16 protein-coding genes are annotated in these 15,976 nt (G+C 62.5%); 4 read left to right on the top strand and 12 right to left on the bottom strand.

The genetic code is table 11. The annotated features are described in order from the left end of the window. Positions 1-7 precede the first annotated feature (7 nt). The 11 genes from J1C56_RS06795 to J1C56_RS06845 all read right to left on the bottom strand — a co-directional run bounded on the left by J1C56_RS06795 (position 8) and on the right by J1C56_RS06845 (position 10,330). Positions 8-475: a cytochrome c-type biogenesis protein gene (locus J1C56_RS06795; RefSeq protein ID WP_214387270.1), complete on the bottom strand. Its 468-nt coding sequence runs from the start codon at positions 473-475 to the stop codon at positions 8-10. Continuing rightward, on the bottom strand, positions 472-2,460 hold the full coding sequence (locus J1C56_RS06800) for a heme lyase CcmF/NrfE family subunit (protein WP_214387272.1): 1,989 nt from the start codon (positions 2,458-2,460) through the stop codon (positions 472-474). The genes J1C56_RS06795 and J1C56_RS06800 overlap by 4 nt, the downstream gene beginning before the upstream one ends. Positions 2,461-2,476: 16 nt before the next feature. Next, on the bottom strand, positions 2,477-2,917 hold the full coding sequence (gene ccmE / locus J1C56_RS06805; protein WP_214387274.1) for a cytochrome c maturation protein CcmE: 441 nt from the start codon (positions 2,915-2,917) through the stop codon (positions 2,477-2,479). 3 nt (positions 2,918-2,920) lie between these two features. After that, a complete protein-coding gene (gene ccmI, locus J1C56_RS06810) occupies positions 2,921-4,057 on the bottom strand; it encodes a c-type cytochrome biogenesis protein CcmI (protein ID WP_214388278.1) in 1,137 nt (378 codons plus the stop codon). Between the two features lie 99 nt (positions 4,058-4,156). Continuing rightward, positions 4,157-4,603, bottom strand: a complete 447-nt coding sequence (locus J1C56_RS06815) for a hypothetical protein (RefSeq protein WP_214387276.1) — start codon at positions 4,601-4,603, stop codon at positions 4,157-4,159. Between the two features lie 104 nt (positions 4,604-4,707). Then, a complete protein-coding gene (locus J1C56_RS06820) occupies positions 4,708-6,108 on the bottom strand; it encodes an ATP-binding protein (RefSeq protein ID WP_214388280.1) in 1,401 nt (466 codons plus the stop codon). 22 nt (positions 6,109-6,130) lie between these two features. Further along, positions 6,131-6,796, bottom strand: a complete 666-nt coding sequence (locus J1C56_RS06825; protein WP_067964332.1) for a response regulator transcription factor — start codon at positions 6,794-6,796, stop codon at positions 6,131-6,133. A gap of 65 nt (positions 6,797-6,861) precedes the next feature. Beyond that, entirely contained in the window at positions 6,862-7,158 is a 297-nt protein-coding gene (locus J1C56_RS06830) for a hypothetical protein (protein WP_214387278.1), read from the bottom strand. 75 nt (positions 7,159-7,233) lie between these two features. After that, complete coding sequence (locus J1C56_RS06835) at positions 7,234-7,446, bottom strand: hypothetical protein (RefSeq protein ID WP_214387280.1); 213 nt, start codon at positions 7,444-7,446, stop codon at positions 7,234-7,236. A 36-nt stretch (positions 7,447-7,482) separates the two neighbouring features. Then, a complete protein-coding gene (locus tag J1C56_RS06840) occupies positions 7,483-9,915 on the bottom strand; it encodes a phage tail protein (RefSeq protein ID WP_246591199.1) in 2,433 nt (810 codons plus the stop codon). After that, on the bottom strand, positions 9,863-10,330 hold the full coding sequence (locus tag J1C56_RS06845; protein WP_214387294.1) for a hypothetical protein: 468 nt from the start codon (positions 10,328-10,330) through the stop codon (positions 9,863-9,865). Before J1C56_RS06845 ends, J1C56_RS06840 begins: the two co-directional genes overlap by 53 nt. A gap of 264 nt (positions 10,331-10,594) precedes the next feature. Between J1C56_RS06845 and J1C56_RS06850 the strand changes: the two genes are divergently transcribed. The 4 genes from J1C56_RS06850 to J1C56_RS06865 all read left to right on the top strand — a co-directional run bounded on the left by J1C56_RS06850 (position 10,595) and on the right by J1C56_RS06865 (position 15,630). Further along, a complete protein-coding gene (locus tag J1C56_RS06850; protein ID WP_214387296.1) occupies positions 10,595-12,748 on the top strand; it encodes a transglycosylase domain-containing protein in 2,154 nt (717 codons plus the stop codon). 112 nt (positions 12,749-12,860) lie between these two features. After that, a complete protein-coding gene (locus tag J1C56_RS06855) occupies positions 12,861-13,445 on the top strand; it encodes a DUF1214 domain-containing protein (RefSeq protein WP_214387298.1) in 585 nt (194 codons plus the stop codon). Next, positions 13,438-13,980, top strand: coding sequence for a DUF1254 domain-containing protein (locus tag J1C56_RS06860; RefSeq protein WP_214387300.1), 543 nt, complete (start codon positions 13,438-13,440; stop codon positions 13,978-13,980). The genes J1C56_RS06855 and J1C56_RS06860 overlap by 8 nt, the downstream gene beginning before the upstream one ends. Before the next feature lie 642 nt (positions 13,981-14,622). Next, the gene (locus J1C56_RS06865) at positions 14,623-15,630 is read left to right on the top strand and encodes a DUF2336 domain-containing protein (RefSeq protein ID WP_214387302.1); all 1,008 of its coding nucleotides are present in this window, start codon (positions 14,623-14,625) and stop codon (positions 15,628-15,630) included. On the opposite strand, the gene J1C56_RS06870 is transcribed toward J1C56_RS06865, so the two are convergent. Next, a complete protein-coding gene (locus tag J1C56_RS06870; protein ID WP_214387304.1) occupies positions 15,617-15,964 on the bottom strand; it encodes a DUF1491 family protein in 348 nt (115 codons plus the stop codon). The two genes, J1C56_RS06865 and J1C56_RS06870, sit on opposite strands and share 14 nt — an antisense overlap. Positions 15,965-15,976: the final 12 nt, after the last annotated feature.

Genomic DNA, 15,976 nt, shown 5'->3' on the forward strand with positions numbered 1-15,976 from the left:
GTACTGTTCAGGCGTCCTTTCGCAGGATCGCCTCAAGCGCCTCCTGCTCGTCCTTGCTCAAGGCGGCAGGCTCCTGCCTGCGGCGCGAGCGGGCCGACAGGAAAACGAAGGCACCACCACCGAGCAGCAGCAACACCGGCGTGCCCCACAAAAGGGCGTTGCGCAGGTTGAACTGCGGCTTGAGCAGCACGAACTCGCCGTAGCGCGAAACGATGTAATCCATCACCTGCTCGTCGCTATCGCCAGCGACCAGCCGTTCGCGCAACAGCACGCGCAGATCGCCAGCCAGTTCGGCATCGGACTCATCGATGGACTGGTTCTGGCAGACCATGCAGCGCAGCTCTTCCGATAGAAGGCGCGCACGGGCTTCAAGTTTCGGATCCGCGAGCATTTCACTCGGCTTCACCGCCAGGGCGGCTCCCGCGAATAGAGACGCAGCGACAAAGCCCGCAATTGCCAACAGTTTCGTGTTCATGACGCGACCGGACTTGTCTTTGCTTGCGCCGATTTGCGCCGCGCCGGCGCGCCAACCCGCAGGCGGCGGTCCATCAGCGAGACGAAGCCGCCGACCATCATCACCAACGCGCCGCCCCAGATCAGGGTGACCAGCGGCTTCCACCAGACACGCACGACCACCGAGCCATCACCGGTTTCATCGCCGAGCGAGATATAGAGCTGGCTCAACCACATCGTCTTGATGCCGGCTTCCGTCGTCGGCATCTGGCGCACCGGATAGAAACGCTTGGACGACATGATCACGTCGCTCGGTTGCCCGTTGGCGCCCAGCAAAGAGAAGTGTCCCCGGTCCTCGGTGAAATTCGGCCCGCGCACGGGCGTGAGCCCGTCGAAGCGAAGGCTGTGGCCGGAGATTTCCAGCACTTGCCCTGGCTTCATGACCAGGATCGCTTCCTTTTCGAATGACAAGGTCCCGACGATGCCGAGTAAGGTCAGTCCCAGCCCCAAATGGGCGATTGCCGTGCCAAACACCGAGCGCGGCAAGCCAAGGAAGCGGCGCAGCGCCATGTCAAGCGCGACGTTGCCAATGCCGGCCTTCAACGCGAGGTCGGTGAGCGCGCCAAGCACGAGCCAGGCCGAGAGGCCTGCCCCGAGGGCCGCGAACACCGAGGCGCCATCGATGAACAGGAAGGTCACCAGAACGGCCAGAAGGGCTGCGCCAAAGGCGAACATCAGCCGCTGGGCAACTGCAAACACGTCGCCCCGCTTCCAGGCTAGCAGCGGCCCGAACGGCACGACCACGAGCAGCGGTATCATCAACGGGCCGAAGGTCAGGTTGAAGAAGGGCTCGCCGACGGAAATCTTGTCACCGAACATGGCTTCGACCACCAGCGGATAGAGCGTGCCGATGAGCACTGTCGCCGTCGCGGTGGTCAGAAACAGGTTGTTGAGCACCAGCGCGCCTTCGCGCGAAATCGGGTGGAAGATACCGCCTGCGGTCAGCGACGATGCCCGCAGCGCAAACAGCGCCAGCGAACCGCCGATGAAAAGCGTCAGGATGCACAGGATGAACACGCCGCGACTCGGGTCGCTGGCGAAGGAGTGGACCGAAGTCAGCACGCCCGAACGCACAAGGAATGTGCCGAGCAAGGACAATGAGAACGTCAGGATGGCGAGCAGCAGCGTCCAGATCTTCAGCGCCGAACGCTTTTCCATGACGATCGCCGAATGGAGCAGCGCGGTGCCTGAAAGCCAGGGCATGAACGAAGCGTTTTCGACGGGGTCCCAGAACCAGAACCCGCCCCAGCCAAGCTCGTAGTAGGCCCAATAGGAGCCCATGGCGATGCCACCGGTGAGGAACACCCAGGCGGCCAGCGTCCATGGCCGCACCCAGCGCGCCCAGGCCGCATCGATGCGCCCCTCGATCAGGGCCGCCACCGCAAAGGAGAAGCAGACCGAAAAGCCGACATAGCCGAGATAGAGCAGCGGCGGATGAACGGCGAGGCCGATGTCCTGGAGGATCGGATTAAGATCCTTGCCTTCGATCGGTGCCGGCACCAGGCGGGCAAACGGGTTCGAGGTAATCAGGATGAAAAGCAGAAAGGCCGTGCCGATCCAGCCCTGGACGGCAAGCACATTGGCACGCAGCGTGGCAGGCAGATTGCCGCCGAAGGCCGCGACCAGGGCGCCGAAGAAGCTGAGGATCAATACCCACAAGAGCATCGAGCCCTCGTGGTTTCCCCATGTCCCGGTGAATTTGTAGATCAGCGGCTGCAGCGAGTGGGAATTTTCCCAGACATTGGTGACCGAGAAGTCCGACTGGACATAGGCAACGGTCAGCGCGGCGAAGGACAGCGCGATCATGGCAAAGCCGGTCACGGTCACCGGCCCGCCAACTGCCATCAGCCTGGCGTCGCCCTTGTGCGCACCGTAGAGCGGCACGAGCGACTGGACCAGCGACAGGACTAGCGCCAGGACGAGCGCGAAGTGACCGGTCTCAACCATCAGCGCTGCCCGCCATTCATTGGGTGGTTTCCTGCCATACGCCCTTTGCCTTCAGGCTGTCGGCGACTTCCTTGGGCATGTAGTTCTCGTCGTGCTTTGCCAGCACGCTGTCAGCGACGAACTCACCGTCCGTGCCGAAGCTGCCCTCTGTTATCACGCCTTGGCCTTCGCGAAACAGGTCGGGCAGGATGCCGGTGTAGCGCACTTTCACCGTCTTCTCGGAATCGGTCACGCCGAACTCGACCTGGGTGCCCTGCCCGCGCACGATGCTGCCATTCTCGACAAGGCCACCGAGGCGGATGCGCTGGCCCGGCTGCAAGGTTGCCGCCTGCAGGTCGCCAGGCATGTAGAAATATGACGCCTTCTGGCCGAGCGCATAGAAGGTCAGCGCTGTTGCGGCACCGAGGAACACCAGCGCGCCAGCTATTACCGAAAGCCGTTTTTGCTTGCGCGTCATCGTCTACTCCGTGACCTTCAGGCCAAGCGTGCTGGCCAGTTCCGTCAGCTTGCGCCCGTCCTCGCTGTCGCGGCCCAATGCGGCATAGGCACGGCCAAGCGCGTCCTGCGCCAGATCGGTCTTGCCGAGCACCTGATACGAACGCACCAGCCGCAGCCAGCCTTCCGGATCGCGCGGGTTCTGCCGCAACTTCTCGTCGAGCGTCGCCACCATGCCCTCGATCATCGCCGTGCGGTCGCCTGAAGACATGGAAGCGGCGGCATCGATATCGGCCTGCTCCGGTCCAGCCACGCCGGCGGCCTCATTGGCCGGGGCGGTTCGAACCTCGGCCTGGGCTATTGCCTGGTCCGTTGCCGCACGCCACGGCGAGTCGGCCGGCAGGCTCTCGGACAGCTGGCGCCAGGCAGTGGCTGCATCGGCAACCTTGCCTTCTTGAGCGAGCGCCAGCGCCAGGAAGTAGCGGGCCTTGGGATCAGCGGGCTCAAGCTTCAGCGCGGCCTCGAAGGCCAAGCGCGCATCCGATGTAACAATGCCGCCCGACGAACCGGCGATGGCCTCGCCGAGACCGGCCTGACGCGTGGCGGTCGAGCCCAGGATGCGAACTGCATTGCGATAGGCCGTGACCGCGTCGTCGGAGCGGCCCATCCTGAGATAGACGGGCGCGAGCACGTCCCAGCCGCGACCATCCGAAGGGTTGGCGACGAGATGCGCCTCGGCACGGGCAATCAGTTCGTCGACAGAGCTATCCGCCGGCTTTTGCGACAGCCGCGCACTCAACGGTTGTGAAGGAACCTCGGGCGAGCCAATCGCGGTGTAGATGCTCCAGCTCAGCAGCGGAACCGCAAGCACGGCAATGACGCCGACTTGGCGCGGCGCAAGCTGGGATGTGCTCTTGGGCGCCCGCGCACTCTCGGCATCTAGCTTGATAATGCGGCGCGCGATCTCGGCGCGCGCCTGTTCGGCGTCGGATGGCGCAATCAGTCCGCGTGCCGCGTCCCTGTCGACTTCGCCAAGCTGATCGCGATAGACTTCGAGGTCGTGACTGGCGTCAGCTTCGCCCTCGGCTCGTCGCGTGAGCGGCAACAGGACCGCAAGGCTCGCACCAAGCGTCAGAACGGCGGCTATGACCCAGAACAGCATGTCACCTAAATAGCCAGCAGCCACCTAGCTGCCAACATCTCCGTGCTGCGGCTTATTGACGGTTCAGGCGTCTTTGCCAAAGCAACAACGCGTGAGTATCTACGTCAGCGGCGTCCAGCTTCCATCTGCATTGCGGCAGGCCGTGCCGCGCGCGACCAGCGGTGTTCCCGTGGTGAAGACGGTCTGCGAATACTGGCGGCAGTCCTGCGAACCGACCCGATACGGCTGCGCCGCAACGACTTCGCCGGAACGGCTTTCGCCCTTCCACGCGACGGCCTGTCCGCCTTGACCGTATTCGAGCGCATGATATTCGGCTTCCAGCGCCTTGCGCCGGTCGCCATCGTTCAAGCCGCCCCCGATCGAACCGCCGATCAGACCGCCATCCATTGCATTGATGATGCGCGTCGCAACCTTGCCGCTCGAGGCGCCGTCGCCGCCGCCACCAAGCGATGGCACAACGCCGCCGCCGCTGCCCAGACCGGTGGTCGTGCAGCCTGAGCCGGCTAGCAGTCCCGCAACCAGTGCCACCTGAAGTCTCTTGCTCATCACCGGTCCCGAATTTGCGTCCGCTTACAAGGGCTTGGCGCCGCGTTAGATTGCATCTTTGGCCGAAATGGGGCCGATTCGGCCAGCCATTTCTCCAGCCGTTGCTATTGCACGCCCCGCAACTCGACGACGGCCTTCAATCCACCCATCGTCGAGCGTTCCAGTCGAAGCGTGCCGCCATACTCCTTTACCAGATCGGCGACGATAGCTAGTCCCAGGCCAGTACCCGGCTTGGTTTCGTCGAGGCGCTTGCCGCGCTGCAGTGCCTCGCGTGCCTTGTCCTCCGGAATTCCCGGCCCGTCATCTTCGATCAGGATCGAAAACCGTGGTGGCTCCTCGGCCACTGGCGGCGCCGTTTCGACAGAAACCTTCACGGCACTGTGCGCCCATTTCATCGCGTTTTCGAGCAAGTTGCCGACAACCTCTTCGAGATCTTCGCGCTCGCCGGCAAATACCACCTCGTTTGCCGGCAGGCTTAGCGAGAACGTTGCGCCGCGAGACAGCTTTTCCATCACCCGCACCATGCGCTGCAGAAGCGGCGCGACCGGCGTGCGATAGACGACGCTCTCGCGTTGGGCCGCCACACGCGCGCGCTGCAGATAATGGTCTATCTGCTTCTGCATCGCCGCCGCATGATCGGCAATGAGCTGCCCCTTGGGCCCACCCAGCGCTCTTCCTTCGTTCAACATCACCGCCAATGGCGTTTTCAGCGAATGCGCCAGATTGCCGACCTGGGTTCGCGACCGCTCGACGATACGGCGGTTGTTTTCGATCAGCGCATTGGTTTCGTTGGCGAGCGGCTGGATCTCGGCAGGGAAGCGCCCGGTCAGGCGTTGCGCTGTGCCTTCGCGCACCATGGCCAGCGCGTTGCGCACCCGCGCCAGCGGCTGCAGGCCGAGCAGGATCGCTATCGCGTTGATCGCGATCATGCCCAGGCCAAACAGTGAGAGGTAGGTAAACAGGCGCCATTCGAAGCCGCGGATCTCGTCTTCGAGTTCCGTGCGGTTACCCATGACCCGGAAACGCGCAATGCGGTTTTGCGAATCGAGCACGAACTCGGTTTCGAACACTTCGAGTTCCTCGCCAACGATGCCACCAATCCGGTAGTGGCGCTGGAACTCGTCGTTGAACGGCACATCGGTGACATCAGGCGATGCGACCGGCTCGGTCATCGACGACGATCTGAGTTGCCCGACAAGACCCTTCGAAACCGGTTCGACAGACCAATACCAGCCGGATTCAGGCTCGGAGAAGCGCAGGTCGCCAAGATCAGGGCCACCGGTCAGTGTACCGCCATCCGAGACACCGACAGAGCCAATCAGGTTGAACAGATGCGCCGACAACAGGCTGTCGAAGCCGCGCTCGCTGGTCTGGCGGTAGAGCGAGCTGATGACGGTGAAGATCAAGGCAAAGGCAAGGATCGCCCACAGGGTCGAAAACGTGATGACGCGAAACGCGAGCGAACGCGGCCCGAGCCCAAGGGCGTAACGCTTCCAGCGCCCCAGTCGTTTGTCCAGCTTTTCCGCCTTACGCCTCCGGCTCGCGCATGCGGTAACCCATACCGCGGACGGTTTCGATCATGTCGATTCCCATCTTCTTGCGAAGACGACCGACAAACACCTCAATAGTGTTGGAATCCCTGTCGAAATCCTGGTCGTAAAGATGCTCGACCAGCTCGGTGCGGGAGACTACCTCGCCCATGTGATGCATGAGATAGGCCAGCAGGCGGAATTCATGCGAGGTGAGTTTCAGCGGAACGCCGTTGACGTCTGCCTTGGAGGCCTTGGTGTCGAGCCTGAGTGGGCCGCAAGACAGTTCAGACGATGCGTGACCGGCAGCGCGGCGGATCAGCGCTCTCACACGCGCCAGCACTTCCTCGATATGGAACGGCTTGGTCACGTAATCGTCGGCGCCGGCATCAATGCCGGCAACCTTGTCGCTCCAGCGGTCGCGCGCCGTCAACATGAGAACCGGCATCTTGCGGCCTTCGCGACGCCAGCGCTCGACGACGCTGATGCCGTCCATCTGCGGCAGGCCGATGTCGAGCACTATGGCGTCATAAGGCTCTGTATCGCCGAGAAAATGGCCTTCCTCGCCATCAAAAGCCTTGTCGACGACATAGCCGGCGTCGGTCAACGCCTCGGAAATCTGGCGGTTCAGATCCTTGTCATCTTCGACGACGAGTATGCGCATGCGGTTTGCGACCAATGGAAAGATGACGGAGATATAGGTGATTTCGGCTCTGCGGGAAATCCAGGTTAGTTGGCCGGCACGACAACCTCGACGCGACGCGGACGCTCGCCATCCTTTGCAGGCACCAGCACCACGATCACGCAGACCGACTGTCCACCCTGATTGGATTCGGACGCCCGCGCCAATGTGCCGCCGTGCTGATCGGCCACCTGTTGGCCAATCGAGTAGCAATCCGCAGCAGCCACGAGGATCTCGCCACCTTCCGCAGAGCGCGTGGGCGCCGCTGCCGCCGAAGTGGCAAACAGGCCAGCCGCGCAAAGCGCGGTCACGGCAGGCCGGAATATGGAGCGAAGCGTTTTCATACCCTGATTTCTAATACAGCAGTGCTGAACGTGGAATGAACGATGAATTCATGCAAACGCCCTTGATGCCAAGCGCTAATTCTTGCCGATCCGCTGCCTGGCCGATACCCGACCGAAGATCGCAATCAGCCCTGAAAGCGCAGTGATCGCCTGCAGGAAGGTATCGGTCAACGCCGAATTGTCGACGCCGTCCACAGGCAAGCCGGCAAGTCCGGCCACCCCCAGCAGCGTGGTCACCACGGAAGCCCAGATCGTGCGCGAGAGATACCAGGGTTTCAGGTTCAACATGTTCAGATCCTTTTTGCGCGAAAGAGTTGCCTGCCCTCAAATCAGTGCGAGACGCTGCGCCGCCGGCAGCCCCCAGCCCGAGGCAACACTGAGCTGGCGAACGGTGATCCCGACTTCCGCCGGCGGGGTGCCGAAGTCGGCTGCGATGTCGGAAGCCGCATAGGTCCAGGCCGGCATCGAAACCGTTGTCGACCGTACGACGGCGCCGCCGACGACTGCCACGTCTACGCGATATTCTTCGCGCTCCTCGCCAAGCGGGATGTCGCTCGATTGCCAACTGTCGGCGTCGACGCGCCCACGCCGGATCCATGACAGCGAAAGATCGCCACCTGCGGTGCGCTTGCCCCTGAGATGCACGGGAGCGAGCGGCGTCAATGCTCGTTTGCCGCCAGTCTCCTGATGCGCCGAAAAGCTCGCACTTGAGAAATCGCCGCCCAGCGGGCCGACACGCCAGTTAAGCACAAGCCCCGCTTCGCCAGCCAACAATCCGGCGGGAACGACCGCTGAGTCGAGCACGACCACATCAGCACCAATGGCGGCGCCCGCAGCAGTCGCGTCTCCGGTTCCAAATTGGCCGCGCAGCAAATTGCGCAGACGCCAAACGCCAGGTGCCGTTTCCTCCGCCACCTCGAACTGCAGTACCTCCCACGCGCCGGCTGCAGAACGAACAGCGACATAATTGGCGCCATTGAGAAGCTGCAAGCGGCTGACGTTTGCCAGATCACCCTCATAGAGCTCGGCAATCAAGGCAGTTGTCTGGTCGAGCCTGCCTTGTACGCCGGGTAGGAGCGCAGCGGTCAGCCTGCCCATGTCCGCGCGGCGGCCGACAGACCCTCGCAGCATGAATCCGGTATCCTCAGGTGAAGCAAACAGCGCCTGGCTTCGCCAGGGCACATGTCTGACCGCAATGCGGAACTGGTCCTGAGATGAACCTGCTCCCATCATCGGCAGATCGAGGAACACCGCATGTGGCTGGCCAACGACAATCGATGTCGACGGCTCTACACCGGGATTTGAAGAACGCCAGGGCGCTGGCGCGGCCCGCGCGATCTGCCTCGCGGTGACTTTGCGCACCAGGCCTTGTTCAATTCCGGTGACCAGGAATTCGGCACTGCTGCCCGAGGCCGGTACCTTGACCAAACTGCCCGGCACGATGTCAGCCCGCGGCTCGGCGAGGGCAAAGCTCAGTTGCTCCCGCTCCTGCCAGGTTCGCCTGATCCAGTCTTCGGCGAGCGCGCTTGCCTGCCCCGGCTCCAGCATGCCCGGAAACGAAATCGTATGCTGTCGGCTGTTGCTGGCAGCAACTCGCGTGCTCCTGGCCGACGCTGACTGATAGTCATTGGCAGGATCGCCAAAGCTGACCAGCGCCTCTGCCGGCAAGTCATGATCGGGCGTGCGAACGGTTTCGACGACGGCGCTTTCGCCGTCGAATGCCAGCTCGATCAGTTCGACAGCCGCCTCTTGCGATGCCGCCGCCTGCTGGAAAACGAGCCCACCCGGCACCTGGCATGCAGAGAGGCCAAACAGGTCGATCAGCGGTTCGAGTGCGGCCCGCGCCGAGCTGGGGTCGGCGATTACGTAGCCGCTCACGGTGTCTTCGACGCCTGCCACATCCGCTGCCGGCAAACCGTGATCCGCAAGTATCTCATTGATGAGATCAGACAGGGACGGTGCATTGAGACGACCGTTCAGCCAATGGCCTCTATGCCAGCCTGCGCTATCCGACCAGACTTTCGACTGCAGCGGAAAGGCAGGATAAGGCCGTGCGTCCCATGCCCAGACATAGCTGCGCGCGACGTCCACCATACGCCCGCCATAGATCGGCGAGATCGGATTGCCCGTCTCCTGGAAGCCGGCGGCGGCAGGATCCCAGTGCAAGGCATGCGCCTCCAGCAGACGCCGCGGGGCAATGTCCGACCGCCCCCCGTTCGAGAAACAAGGTGTCGCATCCTCGGTCGATTTGGCATCCGGAAACATGTTGGGCTGGTTCGGCCCCTTGTCGACGGCCGGGCAGCCAAGCTCATCGCACCAAGCCGGCTGAAACTGCGGCCCGCGCAGGCTGTCTGGATCTTCGGAGGAAAAAATCTGCGCCACGGCGCCGCTGTCCCAGACCAGCCTCTTGCGACTGGGTTCGAAACGTGGCCGGTCGTGGCGCGAAATCGTAGCGATTCCGGACGGTCCCTCGATCATCACCTCGCGGACATCGGCCAAAGTCTCGCCGACCAGGGCTATGGGTGAATGTCGCCTGGTCGCGAAGGGAGAAAACCCGCGCACCATGCTGTTGACCCATTCAGCCCCGAGCCTGGTCTTGCCAGCGCCACGTCCGCCGACCACGAGCCACGTCGCTGGCTTCTGTCCAAGCGGGTATTGCGCGATGCGCGCGAATTGAAACCACTCCAGCGCGACAAGGCGCCGTTCACGCTCTGTCAGCTTCTCCTGCGCCCAGCACCCGAGCATAGTCTTGAGCAAGCTCGATGATGCGTCGGTCGATCCTTGCAAGCACGTCTGCCATTTCTGCATCTCGGTTCGTCTGGCTCACTTTCGCGCGGTCGCCCCCTCGCATCAGTTCGCTGATCTTTTCGACCGTCCTGACGATCGAGCCGACCATGTCGACCTGGCCCTTGTCGAAACCGCCTTCGTTTTCGAGGCGCAGCGTTTCGACCTGCCCGACCAGGGAATCTGCCAGCCGTGCCAACCGGTCGTCGATGTCCTCGCCTACCGAAGAAACCCACCCTTCCCGCAGGATGCGTCTTTCAATCGAAGCCACGGCATAGCCGCTCGCCACCGACAAAAGCCCGACATCGACAGCGCCGCCTTCAAAAAGCGCGCGCACTGCCTGCCTTCGCTCGTTCGCTTTCGCGACCAACGAAACCTCCATATTCATGATTTCAGGGATTTGCCTGTCAGTGCCGCGCCGTTGGCTACACTTCTTCGACGATAGCCAGATACTATCAAAGCACCGTCACGCCGTCAAGAATATATTCCTATGTCAGCGTCTTTTTTCTAATCCAACGGTGTGTCCAACTTGCTCTTGTCGCGGCAACAAAAATCGGTGACAAGTCGGACATGGGCCGAGGGACGCGTGCCCTGAATTCGCCTGCAAAAGTGTTTTGGTATAAGCTGCAGTCACGCGCCGGGCTCGTCTCGAATGGAAAATCCCATCGCACCACGCAAGAAGAGAGGCCGCATCGCGGCCGGCCTGCTGGCGCTTGATGCCTGGCTCGACTCCTCTTTGTATGAACTCCGCTTCAGGGCGCAGCAGTTCTGGGAAAGCGCGACAATCTTCTTCCGCCGCTTCCGCGTCAAAGGCTGGCGTCGCGGCGTCATCGAGGTCCTGAGCGAATCCTTCACCATGGCTGCCGGCGGCTCGGTGGTGATGCTGGCGCTCGCCATGCCGGCATTCCAGGAAACCACCGGCAACTGGCGCAACCAGGACGACTTCGCCGTCACCTTCCTTGACCGCTACGGCAACGAGATCGGCCAGCGCGGCATCATCCAGCGCGACTCGGTTCCGGTGGACGAGATGCCGGACCACGTCATCAAGGCCGTGCTGGCGACCGAAGACCGGCGCTTCTTCGAACACTACGGCATCGATTTTCTTGGCCTGATACGCGCCATGTCGGAAAACGTCCGCGCCAACTCCGTTGTCCAGGGCGGTTCGAGCCTCACCCAGCAGCTGGCCAAGAACCTGTTTCTCACCAACGAACGCACGGTCGAGCGCAAGGTCAAGGAAGCGTTCCTGTCCATCTGGCTCGAATCGAACCTGTCGAAGAAAGAGATCCTGCAGCTCTACCTCGACCGCGCCTACATGGGCGGTGGCACGTTCGGCATCGCCGCGGCAGCCGACTTCTACTTCGGCAAGCAGGTCAAGGACCTCAACCTAGCCGAAGCGGCGATGCTCGCCGGCCTGTTCAAGGCTCCGACCAAATATGCGCCCCACATCAACCTTCCCGCCGCGCGCGCCCGCGCCAACATCGTGCTCAGCAATCTTGTGCAGGCGGGTTTCATGACCGAAGGTCAGGTGCTGTCGGCGCGGCTGCATCCCGCCGACATCGTTGACCGCGGCGACCGCAAGAGCCCCGACTACTTCCTCGACTGGGCCTTTGACGAGGTCAAGAAGATCGCGGCGAAGTCCGGCATCCACTCGCTTGTCGCCCGCACCACAATCGACATGAACATCCAGAAGGCCGCTGAAGAGTCGGTCGAATTCCACCTGCGCCAGTTCGGAAAGGAATATCACGTCACCGAAGGCGCGGTGGTCGTCATCGAGACGAATGGAGCGGTTCGCGCCATTGTCGGCGGCCGCGACTATGGTGCCAGCCAATTCAACCGCGCCACGAGAGCCCAGCGCCAGACCGGCTCGTCGTTCAAGCCGTATGTCTATGCAACGGCTATGGAAAACGGCTTCAAGCCTGAATCGGTCATCTCGGATGGGCCGATCAGTTGGGGTGCCTGGTCGCCAAAGAACTATACCCGCGGCTATTCGGGCCGAATGACGCTTTCGACGGCGCTGATCAAGTCGATCAACACCGTACCCGTGCGCCTTGCCAAGGACCACCTGTCGATCCCGCCGATCAAGGCGATGGCCGAAGCGATGGGCGTCGAATCTCCCGTCAGCTCGCACAAGACGATGGTGCTCGGCACTTCAGGCCTGACGGTCATGGATCAGGCGACCGGCTACAGCGTGCTGGCGCAGGACGGCATCGTTGGCACCCGCCACGGCATCACCCAGCTCGTCACCCATTCCGGCCAGCTCATCTACGACTACAGCAAGGATGCACCGCCGCCGCACCGCGTGCTGTCCGAGCAGGCTGTCGCTTCGATGAACTCGATCATGGTGCAGATCCCCGAGGTCGGAACGGCGCGCAAGGCCGCTCTTCCCAGCATCCGCTCTGCTGGCAAGACAGGAACCACGCAGTCCTACCGCGACGCGTGGTACATCGGTTATACGGGCAACTACACTGCCGCTGTATGGCTCGGTAACGACGACTTCTCGACTACCAACAACATGACTGGCGGCTCGCTTCCGGCCATGGTGTGGCAACGCTTCATGGCCTACGCGCACCAAAACATCGACCTGAAGCCGATCCCCGGCATCAGGGATCCCTACGTCGATCCGGCCGCCATCGCCAAGGCCGAGGAAGCAGCCAAGAACGGGCCGCAGCAGGCGGTGGACACATCCGATCGTCCGCCGGTCCTTTCCAGCACGACCACGCGTGCACTGCGCGAAATCGCCGACGTCTTCCACAAGGCGCCTGCGATCGCAGCACCGCCGGAACCCGAGACGCTGTCTGCGCTGTGATATCGCAAAAATCAGGCCAGCACGTATTCACCCACCGGTTGCAGCCTCTGCCGGCTTGCCTTCCTGTCAAAGGGCAGGATATTCCTCCGCCAACTCCATTCTACGGCGGCTCATGCTGAAACAATCGATCCTGATCGTTCTCGCCCTCGCTGTCGCTGTCGGCGGCGGTGCTGCCAGCGTCGGCATGGTGCTGAATTCGCAGGAGGGCATTGGTGCCGTGTCAGTCGGCCCATGGACCGCCTTTCCCGATATCGGCACCCCGGAAGCCGATCCCTACTCGAAGGCGCGTGTCGCGCGCGACGGCGTCCTGGCGCTCGGCCGCGCCGAGGGCCTCAGCTTTGTCGCCGATCGCGACTCCACTGGCGTCACCTTGAAAAGCGAGTGCAGCTACCGCATCGAGGGTTCGCTGCCGGTTGCCAGGTTCTGGACGCTTTATGCGACCGACAGGGGACACATAGCGCTCAAGTCTGGCATCCGCCGCGATGCGACGCTGCATTCGCTTGAGGTGCTGCGCCAGCCCGACAACTCGATCAGCGTGTCGGTGGGCACACGGCCAGAACCCGGCAACTGGCTCGCCGTCGGCGGCGTTGGCGCGATGAACCTGGTGTTGACCTTCTACGACACGCCCATTGCCAGCAGCACCGGCCTGTCCGGCATCGAAATGCCGCGCATCGTCAGGGTCCAGTGCAATGCGTAGGCTTTTTCATGCCCTGGCGATCGGCCTGATCGGCGCAGGCATCGCCCACATCGTCATCCTGCTTCTGGTACCCAGTTTCTCCGAGCGCGATGCCTGGTCGCGTCTGGCCATGGTCGCCGGTCCCAACAAGGTTGTCCGCCTCGACCAGGAGATCGGCGGCGCTCCGGTGGTGAAGGCACTCGATCCTTCCTTCTATGAAGCCGCCTGCCGCTTCGATCTCAACGAGGGCGTCGTGCGCATCGACAATGCCGGCAAGGTTCCCTACTGGTCGGCCTCGGTCTATGACCGTAGCGGGCAGAACATCTACAGCTTCAACGACCGCACCGCGACCGACGGCAACCTTGATTTCGTCGTGCTCACGCCGGCGCAGATGATCGACCTGCGCAAGGAACTGCCGGCCGAATTCGAGAAATCGATTTTCGTTGAAACGCCCATCGATGAAGGCATCGTCGTCGTTCGCGTCTTCGTTCCCGACGACAGCTGGAAGCCGACCGTCGCCCGCTTCCTCGGCGGCATCAACTGCGACATCCAGTAAAGCTCACATCAAATCAGGCGTGCAACGCCCAGATTGGCAATCAACCCGGTCTGTCGCCGTTAGTGACGCGGCAGCGGATCGTTGCGGCGGGGCGCATCGTTTCGCAATTCGCCAGCACTCGACGCCGAGCCTTTGGTTCGCTCGTAGCGCACGCCCGGGAAGATGATGATGGATGCCGAAGTTTCCGCTGTCCGGGGAGACCGGCGGATGGCCGCACGACGCGGCATGAAAGACACAACGCTGCCCATGGTTCGCGATTTCCCTCTCGGTTCGACCGGAGTAAGCACGCAACGCCTCCGCCTCGATAAGGCCAGCAGAGAGGTTAACAGTCCGTTACTGCCAAAGATTTGATTCAACTCTTGGCTTCCCAACTGCGTCTTTGGCACCCTCTTGATATCCGACCGCCGTTAGAGGCACGTGAAAGCAGCAGCATTGCCAATGCCTGCGACCACGACGAGCCCGATCTGCTGAGGTTTGATAAAAAATCCTCGTAACTGATTGGTAACAAATGGATTCCTTAACGCGAGAGTTAACAGTGCGCTAACAAATCCTCGCTAAGTTTATATTCACCTTAGGAAGTCACGACGCGTCGGCGTCGGACGATCCAGGGCAGTGTCGAGTTTTTGTCAGGCGTACCCGTTCGTGTCAGCATCGGACTTCAGGCAAATTGCCATCGGACGCGAAACCGGAAAGCCAGAACGGCTGTTCCGGGCAGCGGTCTCAGCCTTCTGCGCCCTGCCCCGGCCTTCGCGCCGCGAAATCGCCCAGCTCGAAGACCTCACCCTGCCGCTGTTCGACAAAGTGTCGGTCGAAGCCCGCAGGTTCGTCGCCGCGGCACTTTCCGAAAGCGAATACGCTCCGTTCGGTCTGGTTCGCAAACTCTGCGACGAACCCGTCGACATTGCAGCGCCACTGCTTGTCCGTTCGCCGATCCTGTCCGACGTCACGCTCATCGCGTTGATCGGCCGCCACGGCCTGCCGCATGCCCGTGCCATCGCCCGCCGCCCAAACCTCCACCAGACTATTGCAGACCTGATCCGGGTGCTTGAGCGCCCGCGCCTGGTTTATCCCGAAGGCGCCAAGCAGGACGAGCCAGTGGCAGGTGCATTGCGAGCGACCGGAGCGGTCGCGGCATCCGAAGTGTCCAATGATCCCGTTCCCGGCCAGCTCGCCGAAAATGTCCGCCGCAAGCTGCGCTCGATGATGACGCCGGGCGCACCCCGCGAGGCCGTGCCGGACGAGGCCCGCGCGCCAGCCTATGACAGGCTCAAGGCGACAGCGCTGACGGGCAATGACACATTCTTCCAGACCGCACTTGCCGACGCGCTGGAAATCGATCTTCTTGCCGCTCGTTCGATCACCGAAAAGTCAGGTTATTCCTCGCTTATCGATGCGCTCAAGGCTCTCGACCTCGCCGAAGAGCAGGCGTTCCTGCTCGCCGCCACCATCCTGCCTGGTCAATTCGCCCATGCGGAATCCGTCAGGCTTTTCCTGGAGCGCTACCGCGCTCTGCATCGCGACGTGGCACTTGATCGCGTTCGCGACTGGAAGGCCGCGTCGGTAGGCGCGCGTATCCGCAGCAATGCCGAGCGACTGCAGCCGAGAGTCAGGTCTTCCGCGCCGAAAGGCGACCAGCTCAAGGCGTCGTAAGCGAAACCAGATCCTTGATCTCGGTCTTGCCGGGCTCGATCTCGACCACCCAGATATCAGGATCAAAACGCCGTTCCCGTTCGAGCCGCTTGTCGATGGCGGTGCCGTCATCGTCGCTTTCAAGCAGGCTGAACTGGCGTTCTCCCGGTCGAGCCATGTCATAGCTGGTCTGCGGTGCTGGCCCGTAGAGGTTCGAGCGGCCGAAACGATCGCGGGTGAGGATGAAAACCGCGCCGGCCTCCAGGGCCCCACGGTTGAGGATCGCTCCAAAGCCGCCCTCGCCAAAGACGCGACGCAGCAGGGCCGACACCCAAAAATCAGTGGTTAGACGCATAAGACCGGGCCC

The sequence above is a fragment of the Aminobacter anthyllidis genome (assembly GCF_018555685.1).
In the GTDB taxonomy this organism is placed as follows: Bacteria; Pseudomonadota; Alphaproteobacteria; order Rhizobiales; family Rhizobiaceae; genus Aminobacter; species Aminobacter anthyllidis.

Bases quoted from the DNA above. Each gene is read 5' to 3' on its own strand.
- J1C56_RS06830 (WP_214387278.1), bottom strand. From the start codon at position 7,158: ATGAAAACGCTTCGCTCCATATTCCGGCCTGCCGTGACCGCGCTTTGC.
- J1C56_RS06825 (WP_067964332.1), bottom strand. From the start codon at position 6,796: ATGCGCATACTCGTCGTCGAAGATGACAAGGATCTGAACCGCCAGATT.
- J1C56_RS06800 (WP_214387272.1), bottom strand. From the start codon at position 2,460: ATGGTTGAGACCGGTCACTTCGCGCTCGTCCTGGCGCTAGTCCTGTCG.
- J1C56_RS06795 (WP_214387270.1), bottom strand. From the start codon at position 475: ATGAACACGAAACTGTTGGCAATTGCGGGCTTTGTCGCTGCGTCTCTA.
- J1C56_RS06845 (WP_214387294.1), bottom strand. From the start codon at position 10,330: ATGAATATGGAGGTTTCGTTGGTCGCGAAAGCGAACGAGCGAAGGCAG.
- J1C56_RS06855 (WP_214387298.1), top strand. From the start codon at position 12,861: ATGCTGAAACAATCGATCCTGATCGTTCTCGCCCTCGCTGTCGCTGTC.
- J1C56_RS06860 (WP_214387300.1), top strand. From the start codon at position 13,438: ATGCGTAGGCTTTTTCATGCCCTGGCGATCGGCCTGATCGGCGCAGGC.
- J1C56_RS06835 (WP_214387280.1), bottom strand. From the start codon at position 7,446: ATGTTGAACCTGAAACCCTGGTATCTCTCGCGCACGATCTGGGCTTCC.
- ccmE (WP_214387274.1), bottom strand. From the start codon at position 2,917: ATGACGCGCAAGCAAAAACGGCTTTCGGTAATAGCTGGCGCGCTGGTG.
- ccmI (WP_214388278.1), bottom strand. From the start codon at position 4,057: ATGCTGTTCTGGGTCATAGCCGCCGTTCTGACGCTTGGTGCGAGCCTT.
- J1C56_RS06850 (WP_214387296.1), top strand. From the start codon at position 10,595: ATGGAAAATCCCATCGCACCACGCAAGAAGAGAGGCCGCATCGCGGCC.
- J1C56_RS06815 (WP_214387276.1), bottom strand. From the start codon at position 4,603: ATGAGCAAGAGACTTCAGGTGGCACTGGTTGCGGGACTGCTAGCCGGC.
- J1C56_RS06870 (WP_214387304.1), bottom strand. From the start codon at position 15,964: ATGCGTCTAACCACTGATTTTTGGGTGTCGGCCCTGCTGCGTCGCGTC.